General features: G+C 73.7%; 15 protein-coding genes and 1 riboswitch. Of the genes, 8 read left to right on the top strand and 7 right to left on the bottom strand.

Annotation, left to right across the window (positions count from 1 at the left end; genetic code table 11):
• The gene (locus SGLAU_RS04940) at positions 1-1,281 is read right to left on the bottom strand and encodes an adenosylmethionine--8-amino-7-oxononanoate transaminase (RefSeq protein WP_043498681.1); all 1,281 of its coding nucleotides are present in this window, start codon (positions 1,279-1,281) and stop codon (positions 1-3) included.
• Positions 1,274-2,500 carry a biotin synthase BioB gene (gene bioB, locus SGLAU_RS04935; protein ID WP_043498679.1) on the bottom strand — a complete coding sequence of 409 codons (1,227 nt, stop codon included), beginning with the start codon at positions 2,498-2,500 and terminating at the stop codon, positions 1,274-1,276. Before bioB ends, SGLAU_RS04940 begins: the two co-directional genes overlap by 8 nt.
• 149 nt (positions 2,501-2,649) lie before the next feature.
• On the opposite strand from bioB, the gene SGLAU_RS04930 reads away from it, so the two are divergent.
• Complete coding sequence (locus SGLAU_RS04930; RefSeq protein WP_043498676.1) at positions 2,650-3,777, top strand: 8-amino-7-oxononanoate synthase; 1,128 nt, start codon at positions 2,650-2,652, stop codon at positions 3,775-3,777.
• Between the two features lie 45 nt (positions 3,778-3,822).
• On the opposite strand, the gene SGLAU_RS04925 is transcribed toward SGLAU_RS04930, so the two are convergent.
• Together SGLAU_RS04925 and SGLAU_RS04920 are read right to left on the bottom strand one after the other, a co-directional pair.
• The gene (locus SGLAU_RS04925) at positions 3,823-4,044 is read right to left on the bottom strand and encodes a DUF397 domain-containing protein (protein ID WP_043498673.1); all 222 of its coding nucleotides are present in this window, start codon (positions 4,042-4,044) and stop codon (positions 3,823-3,825) included.
• 10 nt (positions 4,045-4,054) lie between these two features.
• On the bottom strand, positions 4,055-4,915 hold the full coding sequence (locus SGLAU_RS04920) for a helix-turn-helix domain-containing protein (RefSeq protein WP_043498671.1): 861 nt from the start codon (positions 4,913-4,915) through the stop codon (positions 4,055-4,057).
• A gap of 214 nt (positions 4,916-5,129) precedes the next feature.
• On the opposite strand from SGLAU_RS04920, the gene SGLAU_RS04915 reads away from it, so the two are divergent.
• Entirely contained in the window at positions 5,130-5,585 is a 456-nt protein-coding gene (locus SGLAU_RS04915; protein WP_043498668.1) for an ATP-binding protein, read from the top strand.
• A gap of 165 nt (positions 5,586-5,750) precedes the next feature.
• On the opposite strand, the gene SGLAU_RS04910 is transcribed toward SGLAU_RS04915, so the two are convergent.
• A complete protein-coding gene (locus tag SGLAU_RS04910; protein ID WP_043498666.1) occupies positions 5,751-6,224 on the bottom strand; it encodes a C40 family peptidase in 474 nt (157 codons plus the stop codon).
• A gap of 4 nt (positions 6,225-6,228) precedes the next feature.
• Positions 6,229-6,452: riboswitch (cyclic di-AMP (ydaO/yuaA leader) on the bottom strand.
• 339 nt (positions 6,453-6,791) lie between these two features.
• Positions 6,792-7,100 carry a hypothetical protein gene (locus SGLAU_RS04905; RefSeq protein ID WP_043498664.1) on the bottom strand — a complete coding sequence of 103 codons (309 nt, stop codon included), beginning with the start codon at positions 7,098-7,100 and terminating at the stop codon, positions 6,792-6,794.
• 191 nt (positions 7,101-7,291) lie between these two features.
• Between SGLAU_RS04905 and SGLAU_RS04900 the strand changes: the two genes are divergently transcribed.
• On the top strand, positions 7,292-7,579 hold the full coding sequence (locus SGLAU_RS04900) for a type II toxin-antitoxin system Phd/YefM family antitoxin (RefSeq protein WP_043506299.1): 288 nt from the start codon (positions 7,292-7,294) through the stop codon (positions 7,577-7,579).
• A gap of 369 nt (positions 7,580-7,948) precedes the next feature.
• Here SGLAU_RS04900 and SGLAU_RS04895 read toward each other — a convergent pair whose 3' ends face one another.
• Positions 7,949-8,956, bottom strand: coding sequence for a membrane protein (locus SGLAU_RS04895; protein WP_043498662.1), 1,008 nt, complete (start codon positions 8,954-8,956; stop codon positions 7,949-7,951).
• Between the two features lie 137 nt (positions 8,957-9,093).
• Here SGLAU_RS04895 and SGLAU_RS04890 point away from each other — a divergent pair, with 137 nt between their 5' ends.
• The 5 genes from SGLAU_RS04890 (at position 9,094) to SGLAU_RS04870 (ending at position 12,923) form a co-directional block, all read left to right on the top strand.
• Positions 9,094-9,723, top strand: a complete 630-nt coding sequence (locus tag SGLAU_RS04890) for a TetR/AcrR family transcriptional regulator (protein ID WP_043498659.1) — start codon at positions 9,094-9,096, stop codon at positions 9,721-9,723.
• Between the two features lie 187 nt (positions 9,724-9,910).
• Positions 9,911-10,213 carry an urease subunit gamma gene (locus tag SGLAU_RS04885; protein ID WP_043498656.1) on the top strand — a complete coding sequence of 101 codons (303 nt, stop codon included), beginning with the start codon at positions 9,911-9,913 and terminating at the stop codon, positions 10,211-10,213.
• A gap of 10 nt (positions 10,214-10,223) precedes the next feature.
• Positions 10,224-10,535 carry an urease subunit beta gene (locus tag SGLAU_RS04880; RefSeq protein WP_043498654.1) on the top strand — a complete coding sequence of 104 codons (312 nt, stop codon included), beginning with the start codon at positions 10,224-10,226 and terminating at the stop codon, positions 10,533-10,535.
• A complete protein-coding gene (locus tag SGLAU_RS04875; RefSeq protein WP_043498651.1) occupies positions 10,528-12,249 on the top strand; it encodes an urease subunit alpha in 1,722 nt (573 codons plus the stop codon). The genes SGLAU_RS04880 and SGLAU_RS04875 overlap by 8 nt, the downstream gene beginning before the upstream one ends.
• A complete protein-coding gene (locus SGLAU_RS04870; RefSeq protein ID WP_043498648.1) occupies positions 12,249-12,923 on the top strand; it encodes an urease accessory protein UreF in 675 nt (224 codons plus the stop codon). The genes SGLAU_RS04875 and SGLAU_RS04870 overlap by 1 nt, the downstream gene beginning before the upstream one ends.
• Positions 12,924-13,031: the final 108 nt, after the last annotated feature.

Below are 13,031 nucleotides of genomic sequence, written 5' to 3'. Positions count from 1 at the left end.
TCATCCCTCCCGTGCCGCGGCGCACACCGCGCGCGCGATGCGTGCCACATCCGCGTCGCCCGTGACATAGGGCGGCATCGTGTAGACCAGGTCCCGGAACGGCCGCAGCCACACGCCCTCGCGCACGGCGGCCGCGGTCGCCGCCGCCATGTCGACGGGGTGGTCGAGCTGCACCACTCCGATGGCGCCGAGGACCCGTACCTCCCGCACCCCGGGCAGCCGGGCGGCCGGGGCGAGGCCGTCCCGCAGGCCCGCCTCGATCCGCTTGACCTCGGCGAGCCAGTCCTGGCCGAGCAACAGCTCGATCGAGGCGCAGGCCACGGCAGCGGCCAGCGGATTGCCCATGAAGGTCGGCCCGTGCGCGAGCACCGGCACCTCGCCCCGCGAGATGCCCTCGGCCACCCGGCGGTTGCAGAGGGTCGCCGCCAGGGTGAGGTAGCCGCCGGTCAGCGCCTTGCCCACGCACATCACGTCCGGTGAGACCGCCGCGTGCCCGGCCGCGAACAACGCGCCGGTGCGGCCGAACCCGGTGGCGATCTCGTCGAACACCAGCAGTACGTCGTACGCGTCGCACGCCTCCCGCAGCACCCGCAGATAGGCGGGGGAGTGGAACCGCATGCCGCCCGCGCCCTGCACCACCGGCTCCACGATGACCGCGGCCAGCTCGTGCGCGTGCTCGGCGATCAGCGCGCGCAGGTGGCCGGCGTACGCCTCCTCGTACCCGGCGGGCGGCGGGTCCGCGAACACCTGGCGCGGCAGCACCCCGCTCCACAGCTCGTGCATGCCGCCGTGCGGGTCGCAGACCGCCATGGGCTGCCAGGTGTCGCCGTGGTAGCCGCCCCGCCAGGTCATCATCCGGTGCTTCTCGGGACGGCCCAGCGAACGCCAGTACTGCAGGCACATCTTGACGGCGACCTCGACCGACACCGAACCGGAGTCGGCGAGGAACACATGCTCCAGCCCCTCGGGCGACAAGTCGACAAGGAGCTTCGCGAGCCGTACGGCGGGCTCGTGGGTGAGCCCGCCGAACATGACGTGGCTCATCCGCGCGAGCTGCTCGCGCGCCGCCTCGTTCAGCACCGGGTGGTTGTAGCCGTGGATCGCCGACCACCAGGAGGACATCCCGTCGACCAGCTCCCCGGAGCCGTCCGCCGGCTTCAGCCGCACCCCGCTCGCCGACTCCACGACGAGCGGTTCCTGGCGGCCCGGCATCGGGCCGTACGGATGCCAGACGTGCCGCCGGTCGAGCTCCAGCAGCTCCGGCACGCTCAGCTCAGGCATTGGGCGCGAGGTCCGTTCCCGCACCCCGGCGGCGCACCGCGACCAGATCGGTGCGCGGCTCGCCGGCGGGCGCGGCAGCGGCCGTACCGCACACTCCGCCCCCCTCGTGCGACCCGCACCCGGCGCCTTGGTGGGACCCGCACCCGGCCTCCGCGTGCGAGCCGCAGCCGCCGCCCGCCGGTTCCGCGTGCGACCCGCAGCCGCCGCCGGCCGCCGCCCGGTGCTCGGGGAGCGTCACCTCGCCCGCGCCCTCCACCTCGAACCCGGCGTCCGCGATCATCTCCAGGTCGGCCTTGCCGGCCTGGCCCTCACTGGTGAGGTAGTCGCCCAGGAAGATGGAGTTGGCCAGGTGCAGCGCCAGCGGCTGCATGGTGCGCAGGTGCACCTCCCGGCCGCCCGCGATCCGCACCTCCACGTCGGGGCAGACGAACCGGACCATCGCCAGGATGCGCAGGCAGCGCTGCGGGGTGAGGTTCCACTCCTTGGCCAGCGGGGTGCCCTCGAAGGGGATCAGGAAGTTGACCGGTACCGAGTCCGGGTCCAGCTCGCGCAGCGCGTAGACGACGTCGACCAGGTCCTCGTCGCTCTCGCCCATGCCCGCGATCAGCCCGGAGCACGCCGACAGGCCCGCCGCGTGCGCCTTCTGCACGGTGTCGACCCGGTCGGCGTACGTGTGCGTGGTCGTGATGTCCCCGTACGTCCCCTCGGACGTGTTCAGGTTGTGGTTGTAGGCGTCGGCCCCCGCCTCGCGCAGCCGCTCGGCCTGGCCGTCGGAGAGCAGGCCCAGGCACGCGCACACCTCGACGGCCTCGTTCTGCTCCTTGATCGTCTTGATGGTCTCGGAGACCCGGTCGACGTCCCGGTCCGTGGGACCGCGCCCGCTCGCCACCAGGCAGACCCGCTTGGCCCCGCCGGCCAGGCCCGCGGCGGCGGCCCGGGACGCCTCGTCGGGCTTGAGCCAGGTGTACTTGAGGATGCCGGCCGTGGAGCCGAGCCGCTGGGAGCAGTAGGAGCAGTCCTCCGGACACAGTCCGGACTTCAAGTTGACGAGATAGTTGAGTTTCACCCGTCGGCCGAACCAGTGGCGGCGCACCTTCCCGGCCGCGGCCACCACATCGAGCAGTTCGTCGTCGGTCGTCGCGAGGACGGCCAGCGCCTCCTCGCGGGTCGGCAGCTCGCGCCGAAGCCCCTTGTCCACCAGCGTGTTCAGCAGGTCCATGAGAGCCGATCCTGTCCTACGGAGGGGTCCGTGGCCAAGGAGAGTTCGTACAACGGCGCCACTTCGTCGTGTGTGGATTGCCACATCCTGGCCTGCGAGCCCGACCGCTAGTGTCTGTGCACTGCCTACAAAATCCCCCCGGAGGACCCATGGCGTTCGGCTGGATCGACGAGCAGGCGGAGCTGCGCCGCCGGGCCGGACTGGTGCGGACCCTGCGGCCCCGGCCCGCCGACTCGCCGCTGCTGGACCTCGCGAGCAACGACTACCTGGGCCTGGCGCGCCACCCGGAGGTCACCGAGGGCGCGGCCCGCGCGGCCCGGGTCTGGGGCGGCGGCTCGACCGGCTCCCGGCTGGTCACCGGCACCACCGGACTGCACGCCGAACTCGAACGCGAGCTGGCCGGCTTCTGCGGTTTCGAGGCGGCCCTGGTCTTCTCCTCCGGCTACGCGGCCAACCTGGCCGCCGTGACCGCGCTGGGACCGCACGGCTCACTGATCGTCTCCGACGCCGGCAACCACGCCTCGCTCATCGACGGCTGCCGGCTGGCCCGCGGCACCACCCAGGTGGTGGCGCACGCCGACCCGGACGCGGTGCGCAAGGCGCTCCACACCCACGACGGGCCCGCCGTGGCGGTGTCCGACACGGTGTTCTCGGTGGACGGCGACGCGGCCCCGCTGGCCGCGCTGGCGGCGGCCTGCCGGGAGCGCGGCGCGGGCCTGGTGGCCGACGACGCGCACGGTCTCGGCGTGCTGGGGGCGGGCGGCCGGGGTGCCGCGTACGCGGCGGGCCTGGCGGGCGCGGAGGACGTCGTCGTGACGGTCACCCTGTCCAAGTCGCTGGGCAGCCAGGGCGGTGCCGTGCTGGGACCCGCGCGGGTGATCGACCACCTGGTCAACGCGGCCCGGACGTTCATCTTCGACACGGGTCTCGCCCCCGCGGCGGCGGGCGCGGCCCTCGCGGCCCTGCGGCTGCTGCGCCGCGAGCCGGAACGGGCGGAGCGGGCGCGCGCCGTGGCGGGCGAGCTGCACGCCCGGCTGACGGCCGCGGGACACGCGGCGGTCCGGCCGGACGCGGCGGTGGTCTCGGTGCGCGCGCCGTCCCCGGAGAGCGCCGTGCGCTGGGCGGCCGACTGCCGGACCGCCGGGCTCGCCGTCGGCTGCTTCCGCCCTCCTTCCGTGCCCGACGGCGTCTCCCGGCTGCGGCTGACGGCCCGCGCGGACCTCTCCGGGGACCAGATCGAACGCGCTGTACGTGTGATCGGCGAGACGCGGCCATGAGTCGGCGTGACACGGCCGTGCGTCGCCCGTGACGGAGGAGAGGGGTCAGACGGCGGCCGTGAACCTCGCCCAGCTCTGGGGGGAGAAGAGCAGCGCGGGGCCGGCCGGGTTCTTGGAGTCGCGCACCGCGAGCAGTCCGGCCCAGGGACCCGAGCGGGTCCTGGCCGTCTCCACGCAGTTGTTCGCTCCCGTGCTGTAGCTGCTGCGCAGCCAGCGCACCTCGGACAGATGGGTAGTGGAGGGTACGTTCCGAGGCAGTGCGGTCATGGGTGCCTCCTTACGCGCCGTCGGCTATCCCGGCGATGTAATCCAGCGATTCCTCGGGTGACAGGGCGTTGTTCCGGAGAGCGTCGAACGCCTCGGTGTAAGCCCCGACATCTTCTTTCCGTTCGAGATAGAGGCTACTCGTCAGGTGGTCGAGAACAACTACATCCAGATCAGAAGTGTTCGAAAATGAGAAGATAACGAAAGGCCCCGTCACACCGATGTGTGCTCCCGCGGAGAACGGCAGTACCTGAAGCCGCACCTGGGGCAGCCGCGCCGCCTCCAGCAGCCGCAGCAACTGGCGGTGCATGACGTCCGGACCGCCGACCTCGCGCCGCAGCACCGCCTCGTCCAGCACCGCGCTGAGCGCCAGCGGCGGCCGGGACCGCAGCACGTCCTGCCGGGCGAGCCGCACCTCGACCAGCGTGTCCAGCCGCTCCTCGTCCAGGCCCTCCACGGCGGCCCGGGTCACCGCGCGGGCGTACTCCGCCGTCTGGAGCAGCCCCGGCACGACCGAGGTCTCCAGCGTGCGCATCGCGCTGGCCTGGGACTCCAGGCTGATGAAGTCGCGGTAGGTGGGCGGCAGCACCCCGCGGTAGGCGTGCCACCAGTGGTCGCGGCCCTGCCCGTCCCCCGATCCGGCCAGCACCAGCAGCAGGTCCCGCAGCTGGGGGTCGCGCACCCCGTAGGCGTCGAGGAGTAACCGGACGTCGGCCGGTCTGACCCCGCTCGCGCCCGTCTCGATCCGGCTCACCTTCGACTGGTGCCAGCCCACCAGCCGGGCCGCCTCCCCGCTCGTCAGGCCCGCACCCGTGCGCAGCGCGCGCAGTTCGGCGCCCAGTTTCCGGCGGCGCACCGCGGGACCGTGCTGCATGGGCTCCTCCTTACTCCAGCCGGGCCGCCCGAATACGGTCTGCCGTCGCAGAGTTCACCGCTTCGAGCGACAGATATATGCATATCTTGGTGGATCGCCACCGGGAGCGGCGCCGGAGTGGCAGTCTGGCGACGAAGCACCAGTCCGGGACCGTACTCGAACCCTCGCCTTTTCGTGTCGGTCCGCGGTCCCGTGGGAAAGGGACGACGCCGCCATGGCAGACCATCTGGAAGCATCCGTCACTCTGCCGAGCGATCCCGCCTCGGTCTCCGCGGCTCGCGCCTACGTGGTCGGCACCCTGGGGGAGTGGGGTCTGCCGACGGACACCGACGTGGCCGACACCATCCGGCTGATCGTCTCCGAACTGGCCACCAACGCCGTGCAGCACACGTTCGGGCAGTCACCCACGTTCACGGTGGACGTCCGGCTCGACCGGGACGAGCACCTGCGCATCGGGGTGACCGACAGCCACCCGCGGTTCCCCAAGCGGCTGCCGGCGGCCGTCCAGCAGGACAACGGGCGCGGCATGGTGATCATCCGCTGTCTGACCGCGGAGTGCGGCGGCCGGCTGAGGGTGCGTCCCACCCGCGAGGGCGGCAAGACCGTCGCGATCGAGCTGCCGTGGCGGATCCCCGCCCGGCCGGTGACGGCGGGGCAGCAGGAGCCCTGACCCCGCCCGGTGGGCCGTCGCCCCCGCACGAGCGGGGGTCCGGCCCGCACAAGCGCAGGCCGGGCCCGCACACGCGTACGCGCGTACGGGCCCGGCGTGGTCGCTCACGGGCAGTTCCGGGCGCGGTGACGGCGGGTCAAGGGCGCCGTCCACGGCCCGCAGGGGTCACTTGACCCGGCCGTACCAGACGCTCTTGGTCCAGATCTTCTGCAGGCGCACGACCTCCCCGGTCTTGGGGGCGTGCCAGATCTTCCCCTTTCCGGCGTAAATCCCCACGTGGTACACGTTCGACCCCGAGTGGAAGAACACCAGGTCCCCGGCCTTGCGGCTGCCGGGCGAGATGTGACGCGTCTTGTTGTACTGCTGGGCGGCCGTACGCGGCAGGGACTTGCCCGCCTTCTTGTACGAGTAGAGGGTGAGCCCCGAGCAGTCGAACCGCCTGGGTCCGGTGGCACCCCACTTGTACGGGGAGCCCTTCTTCGAGGCCGCCACCTGGAGCGCCTTGTAGGCCGGCGTGGCGGCCTCGGCCTCGGAGGCCATGCCGGGGGCGACCACGGAGCCGCCCACCGCGGCGAGAGTCAGGGCCGAGGCCGTTCCGGCCCGGGCCATGAGCGATGGGACACGATTGAGCGCGGTCATGCGCAAACCCTTCGTCAGCCGCCTGTGAAGGATGACCTGTCGGATTCGGGCTGGCGAAGTTGCCCGGCCGCGTTGCCGCGGCTTCACCCCAAGGGCTGCTCGGCCCGGCGCCTCCCCGCAGGGGGCTGACCGTTCCGGCGACCCGTCGTGCTTGGGTCCTCCACTCCTGCCGATCCACTCCTGTCGACCGGTCATCCGGGCGGCGGCAGGACTCGGCGTCCGCCCGGATCGCCCCGCCGCGGTGGCGGGGTCTTGTCGTCAGTCAGGGATCTTGACTCACGGATGTCTGAAAATCCCAACGGAACCGGGGATTTGTGGTGTTCCTCACCACTCACCCGTTCGGGTGGACACCCTGACGAGGAGTCGGGTGCCGAGCTTCCCGACGGCCTCCGGACCAGGGGCGGAATGACCAATTCCGCCCCGGCGGGCCGCCCTCGGCGCAACCTGGGCCGGCACGAAAAAGGAGGTCCGTTTACGCCGAACGTGGGTCATCCCTTCGGTCCGTTTCAGGCGTGTCGCGGACCCCCCGTGACCTGCGGTCCCGTACCTGACAGCGCGTCCGGTGCGTCAACTGTCGGAGCGCGGTGGGAGGGTGACGCGCGCCGTGCGGCGTTCGCCGTCGAGGACGCGCAGCGCCCGCGCCAGCGTGGGCGCGTGCAGCTCGCTCTCGCCCCGCCGGTGCATCAGCGCCAACGCGTCCCGCAGGGCGGTGGCCTTGGTCACCAGGGCCTGGGCGGCGCGCAGTCCGCCGTACGTGTGACCCGGACGGCCGGGATTGATCCTGCCGAGCAGGTCCACGACCTCCAGGTAACGGTCGATCAACTCGCCTTCGGCGCGCGTGAGGGCGGGCAGCGGCGGCGGCTCCGGCGGCAGCATCGGCGGATCACCTCGCCCCGGGCGCGGCGCCCGGCCCCGTGCGGCCGGTGGGCCCGGGGGGCGCGTGGCGGGTGGACGGCACGCGGCGACCGGACGGCGGGACGAACTCTCGGGCCATGGCGGACCCCCTCCTCACGACGGAGCTGTCTCCTAAAAAATGTACAGGACGTACATGACGTAACGTGGAGACCATGGCCTACGAGATTCCGGTGACGCAAGCCCGGGCCGAACTAGCCGATCTGATCAACCGGGTGGTCTACGGCGGCGAGCGCGTCGTCGTGACCCGCCACGGCAAGCCCCTCGTCGCCCTCGTCTCGGCCGCGGACCTGGAGCGACTCGAAGAGCACGGGGAGTCCGGGCAGCCGGCGGAGGAACACGTGATCAGCGCCGTCTCCCGCGTCGGCGAGGCCGCGTCCGCTCCCCGCGAACGCCGGCGCTTCGACATCGCGGCCGAGCACCAGGGGCGGGGGCCCTCCTAGAGGGTGTCCGCAGCGTCGCGTCGTCCGCCCGGAGGGCGGGCCCCGCCCGCGTCAGGGAGGTCACCGCTCCGCCCGGTGACGCACGGCACCGGACGCCGCTCGCCGCTCGCCCGGTCCGGCCTGACCGACGGGACGCCCCCGGCCGCCCGTCCCCGGAGGCCCGCCCCGGAGGCCCGCCCCGGAGGCCCGTCCTCGGAGCCCCGCCCCTCTCGATGCCCGCTCTCCTGAGGCCCGCCCGCCCGCGCGACGCCCGCCTCCCGGGCCCTTCCCCCGCCGGCCCCGGCCCCCGCGTGGCGGACGAGACCGTGCGCCCCCGTCCGCTTGCGCGGGGGCGCACGGCCGGTGGCGGCCAGTCGTCCGGCCGGCGGTTCAGCGGGCGAGTGCGGGCTCGCGCTCGGCCGCCCGTCCGGCCGGCGCCTGCGGGCCGGGCCTCAGGGCCGCGCCGAGCAGCACCGCCCCGAGTCCCAGTACCGCCCACCAGGTCAGGATGAGGGCCGGGCCGGTCGCCGCCGCGCCGTCGAAGTACGCCACCGAGCGCAACAGGGACACCCCGGCGCCCGGCGGCAGCCACTGGCCGAGCGCCCCGGCGGGCGCCGGCAGCATCTCCGGTGCGGAGGAGGCGCCGGAGAACGGGTTGCCGAGCAGCATCATCACGGCGGCCGTGAGGCCCATCCCGGCGGTGCCCAGGAGGGCGGCGAGCCCCGCGACGGCGCTCGCCACGGCCAGCGAGACCAGCCCGAACACCCCGGCCTCGGCCCACCAGTGGCCGGTCAGCACGCCCAGCCAGCTGTGCGTGATCGCGGCGGCGACCACGCCGACCGCGGCGGAGGCGCCGCCGAGCGCCGCCACGGCGGGCAGCCCGCGCAGCCCCAGCAGGGTGACCGCGGCGCCGGCCGCCAGTCCGGCCAGCGTGAGGGGCAGCGCGCCGGCGGCGAAGGCCGCGCCGCGCGGATCGTCCGCCGGGGCGGCCACGACGTCGGCCACCGGGACGTGCCCGCCGCCGTCGGCGGCGGGCCCGGCCACCGCCTGCCGCAGCAGCTGCGCGACCGCCGGGCTCGCGGCGGAGGCGGTGAGCAGCCGGGGGCCGTGCCCGGTGACGACGACCGCGCCGTACACCTCCCGGTCCGCTATCGCGTCGCGGGCGGCGGCCTCGTCGGGGTAGCGGTGGATCTCGAAGGCGCCCTCGTGCCGGGTCAGCCGCTGTTCGGCCTGCGCGGCCGCGGCGGCGGGGCCGGCGACGCCGAGCGGCAGGTCGCGCGGGGCGGTGCGGGCGGCGGGCCAGGCGAAGGCCCACAGGGCCAGCGCGGCCATCAGCGGGACGAGGGCGACGACCGCGATCAGCCGGTGTGCCGCGGCCGGGGTGCGGGGAGCGGACATGGGATCTCCTGGAGCCTGGTCGCCGGCGCCCGGGAAGGGACGCCGTCTTGGCGAAGGATCGTTCGTTTTTCTTGTCTTCACCGTCCCGCCGACGCCGTTCCTTGTCAAGAAGGAATGTTCGTTTTAGGTTGTGGACCATGGCCCGCGTATCCCAGGAACACCTCGACGCCCGCCGCCGGCAGATCCTCGACGGCGCCGCGCTCTGCTTCGCCCGCAACGGCTTCCACGCCACCTCCATGCAGGACGTGCTCAAGGAGGTCGACCTCTCCGCGGGCGCCGTCTACCGGTACTTCAGCGGCAAGGAGGAGCTGATCGGCGCGATCGTCGCCGAGGTCATGGGGGAGGTGCGGGCCGCGTTCGAGGAGGCCGCCCGGCAGAGCCCGCCGCCGCCCCCCGACGTCCTGGTCGCCACCGTCCTCGGAAGGACGCTGGAGGCCCGCGGGTTCCTCGGCGCCGACGGGCAGCCGGCCTTCCCGCGGCTCGTCGTCCAGGTGTGGACGGAGACCGCGCGCAACGAGGAACTGGCCGCCGTGCTCCGCGAGGGCTACGACGCGGTGCGGGCGGCCTGGACCGCGGTCGTCCGGGCCTACCAGCGCGACGGGGCGATGCGGGACGACCTCCCCGCGGACGACGTGGCCCGCACCATGATCGCCGCCGCGCAGGGATTCATCGTGCAGCAGTCGCTGTTCGGGCCGGTGCCGGTCGAGGTGCTCCGCAACGGACTGCGGGCGCTGATGAGTATGGGGCGGACCAGCAAGGGGTCATGACCGCACCAAGGGCCGGTTAACGTCGTTGAAACTCCGGCGAACTAGCCTGCCGCTCCACGCCACCAGGGGTTCTTCTTTCCCGATCGCGCCGAATCGCGCCATTTGTTTGTGTGTTACATCTGTCCCCGACGCGGTGGCCGCGGCAGCCGGGCCCCGCACGGCCCGGAGCGAGGATGTGAGGTGGGACGTGCAACTGACCCCGCACGAGCAGGAGAGGCTGCTGATCCACGTGGCGGCCGACGTCGCCGGGAAGCGCCGGGCCCGCGGGCTGAGGCTGAACCATCCCGAAGCGGTCGCCCTCATCACCTCGCACATCCTCGAAGGCGCGCGGGACGGCCGCACCGTCGCCGAACTCATGTCCTCCGGACGCGCGGTGCTCACCCGGGACGACGTCATGGAGGGCGTCCCCGAGATGATCCACGACGTCCAGGTCGAGGCCACCTTCCCGGACGGCACCAAGCTCGTCACCGTCCACGAGCCGATCGTCTGAGGCGGCCCCGATGATTCCCGGAGAGATCCTGTTCGCCGAGGACCCGATCGTCGTCAACGCGGGCCGCGAGGTCACCCGGCTGACCGTCCTCAACGCCGCCGACCGGCCGGTCCAGGTCGGCTCCCACTACCACTTCGCCGAGGCCAACCCCGGCCTGCGCTTCGACCGGGCCGCCGCGCGCGGCAAGCGGCTCCACGTCGCCGCCGGCACCGCCGTACGGTTCGAGCCCGGCATCCCCGTCGACGTCGAACTCGTCCCGATCGCCGGCGCCCGGATCGTGCCCGGACTGCGCGGCCGGACCGGAGGCGCCCTCGATGCCTGAACTCTCCCGCGCCGCGTACGCCGATCTGTTCGGCCCGACCACCGGCGACCGGATCCGGCTCGCCGACACCGATCTGCTCGTGGAGATCGAGGAGGACCGCTGCGGCGGTCCCGGACTCGCCGGCGACGAGGCCGTGTTCGGCGGCGGCAAGGTCATCCGCGAGTCCATGGGCCAGTCCCGGGCCACCCGGGCCGACGGCACCCCCGACACGGTCGTCACGGGCGCCGTGATCGTCGACCACTGGGGCGTCGTCAAAGCCGACATCGGCATCCGGGACGGCCGGATCACCGGCATCGGCAAGGCGGGCAACCCCGACACCATGGACGGCGTCCACCCCGAGCTGGTGCTCGGCCCGGAGACCGAGGTCATCGCGGGCAACGGACGGATCGTCACCGCCGGAGCCATCGACGCGCACGTCCACTTCATCTGCCCGCAGGTCGCCGACGAGGCACTGGCGTCGGGCATCACCACGCTCGTCGGCGGCGGCACCGGCCCCGCCGAGGGCTCCAAGGCCACCACGGTCACCCCCGGCCCCTGGCACCTGGCCCGGATGCTGGAGGCGATGGAGCACTACCCGCTCAACATCGGTCTCCTCGGCAAGGGCAACACCGTCTCCCACGAGGCGATGCTGTCCCAGATCCGCGGCGGCGCGCTCGGGCTGAAGCTGCACGAGGACTGGGGCTCCACCCCCGCCGTCATCGACGCCGCGCTCACCGTCGCCGGCCGGACCGGCGTCCAGGTCGCCATCCACACGGACACCCTCAACGAGGCGGGGTTCGTCGGGGACACCCTCGCCGCGATCGCGGGGCGCGGCATCCACGCGTACCACACCGAGGGCGCGGGCGGCGGGCACGCGCCGGACATCATGACCGTGGTCTCCGAGCCGCACGTGCTGCCCAGTTCGACCAATCCGACCCGCCCGTTCACCGTCAACACCGCCGAGGAACACCTCGACATGCTGATGGTGTGCCACCACCTGAACCCGGCCGTCCCCGAGGACCTCGCGTTCGCCGAGTCCCGCATCCGGCCCTCGACGATCGGCGCCGAGGACGTCCTGCACGACCTGGGCGCCATCTCGATCATCTCCTCCGACTCGCAGGCCATGGGCCGCGTCGGCGAGGTCGTGCTGCGCACCTGGCAGACCGCGCACGTGATGAAGCGGCGGCGCGGCGCCCTGCCCGGCGACGGGCGCGCGGACAACCACCGGGTGCGGCGGTACGTCGCCAAGTACACGATCAACCCGGCGCTCGCCCAGGGACTCGCCCACGAGATCGGCTCCGTCGAGCGCGGCAAGCTCGCCGACCTGGTGCTGTGGGAACCGGCCTTCTTCGGCGTCAAGCCGCTCCTCGTCCTCAAAGGCGGGCAGATCGCCTACGCGCAGATGGGTGACGCCAACGCCTCCATCCCCACCCCGCAGCCGGTCCTGCCCCGGCCCATGTACGGCGCGATCGGCCGGGCGCCCGCCGCCAACTCGGTCAACTTCGTGGCGCCGCTCGCCCTGGACGACGGGCTGGCTGAGCGGCTGGCGCTCGGCAAGCGGTTCGTGGCCATCGAGTCGACGCGCGGGGTGACCAAGGCGGACATGCGCGAGAACGCCGCCCGGCCCGACGTCCGGATCGACCCCGACAGCTTCGCCGTACGCATCGACGGGGAGCTGGTCGAGGCGGTACCGGCCGCGGAACTGCCCATGGCCCAGCGCTACTTCCTCTTCTGATGACGCGCGCAGCCCTGCTCGTCCTCGCCGACGGCCGGTTCCCCGCCGGAGGCCACGCGCACTCCGGCGGGGCCGAGGCGGCGGTGCGGGCCGGACGGATCACCGCAGCGGCCGGCCTGGAGGACTTCTGCCGGGGCCGGCTCCACACGGCGGGGCTGGTCTCGGCCGCCCTCGCCGCGGCCGCTGCACTCGGTGTGGACGCCGCCGGACTCGACGCCGCCGCGGACGCGCGCACGCCGTCGCCCGCGCTGCGCACCGCCGCGCGCAGGCTGGGGCGGCAGCTGACGCGTGCCGCGCGGGCGGCCTGGCCGTCCGCCGAACTCGACGCCCTGGCCGGTGCCTTCCCCAAGGGGGCGCATCAGCCGGTGGTGCTCGGGCTCGCCGCGCGGGCCGCGGGGCTCGGCCCGGCGGACGCCGCGTACTGCGCCGCGTACGAGAGCGTCAGCGGGCCCGCGACGGCGACGGTGCGCCTGCTGAGTCTCGATCCGTTCGACGCGACCGGGGTGCTCGCGCGGCTGGCGCCGGAGCTGGACCGTGTCGCGGAGCAAGCCGTCACGGCGGCGCGGGCGGCCGCCGTCGAGGGCGTCGACGCCCTGCCCGCGTGCTCCGGCCCGTTGCTGGAGATCGCGGCCGAGCAGCACGCGGCCCGGCCCGTCAGGCTGTTCGCGTCGTAGGGCGTGGCAGGGCCCCGCCCCCTGCCCGTCTCCCGCCCCCTGCCCGTCTCCCGCCCCCTGCCCGTCTCCGGCGTCCCGTCCGTCTCCCGCCCCTGCCCTTCCCTTCCC

Source organism: Streptomyces glaucescens, assembly GCF_000761215.1.
Taxonomy (GTDB): domain Bacteria; phylum Actinomycetota; class Actinomycetes; order Streptomycetales; family Streptomycetaceae; genus Streptomyces; species Streptomyces glaucescens_B.
Note: the sequence above shows the minus strand (reverse complement) of the source record. Positions and strands in the feature narration are given on the sequence as shown.

Bases quoted from the DNA above. Each gene is read 5' to 3' on its own strand.
- SGLAU_RS04940 (WP_043498681.1), bottom strand. From the start codon at position 1,281: ATGCCTGAGCTGAGCGTGCCGGAGCTGCTGGAGCTCGACCGGCGGCAC.
- bioB (WP_043498679.1), bottom strand. From the start codon at position 2,500: ATGGACCTGCTGAACACGCTGGTGGACAAGGGGCTTCGGCGCGAGCTG.
- SGLAU_RS04930 (WP_043498676.1), top strand. From the start codon at position 2,650: ATGGCGTTCGGCTGGATCGACGAGCAGGCGGAGCTGCGCCGCCGGGCC.
- SGLAU_RS04925 (WP_043498673.1), bottom strand. From the start codon at position 4,044: ATGACCGCACTGCCTCGGAACGTACCCTCCACTACCCATCTGTCCGAG.
- SGLAU_RS04920 (WP_043498671.1), bottom strand. From the start codon at position 4,915: ATGCAGCACGGTCCCGCGGTGCGCCGCCGGAAACTGGGCGCCGAACTG.
- SGLAU_RS04915 (WP_043498668.1), top strand. From the start codon at position 5,130: ATGGCAGACCATCTGGAAGCATCCGTCACTCTGCCGAGCGATCCCGCC.
- SGLAU_RS04910 (WP_043498666.1), bottom strand. From the start codon at position 6,224: ATGACCGCGCTCAATCGTGTCCCATCGCTCATGGCCCGGGCCGGAACG.
- SGLAU_RS04905 (WP_043498664.1), bottom strand. From the start codon at position 7,100: ATGCTGCCGCCGGAGCCGCCGCCGCTGCCCGCCCTCACGCGCGCCGAA.
- SGLAU_RS04900 (WP_043506299.1), top strand. From the start codon at position 7,292: ATGGCCTACGAGATTCCGGTGACGCAAGCCCGGGCCGAACTAGCCGAT.
- SGLAU_RS04895 (WP_043498662.1), bottom strand. From the start codon at position 8,956: ATGTCCGCTCCCCGCACCCCGGCCGCGGCACACCGGCTGATCGCGGTC.
- SGLAU_RS04890 (WP_043498659.1), top strand. From the start codon at position 9,094: ATGGCCCGCGTATCCCAGGAACACCTCGACGCCCGCCGCCGGCAGATC.
- SGLAU_RS04880 (WP_043498654.1), top strand. From the start codon at position 10,224: ATGATTCCCGGAGAGATCCTGTTCGCCGAGGACCCGATCGTCGTCAAC.
- SGLAU_RS04875 (WP_043498651.1), top strand. From the start codon at position 10,528: ATGCCTGAACTCTCCCGCGCCGCGTACGCCGATCTGTTCGGCCCGACC.
- SGLAU_RS04870 (WP_043498648.1), top strand. From the start codon at position 12,249: ATGACGCGCGCAGCCCTGCTCGTCCTCGCCGACGGCCGGTTCCCCGCC.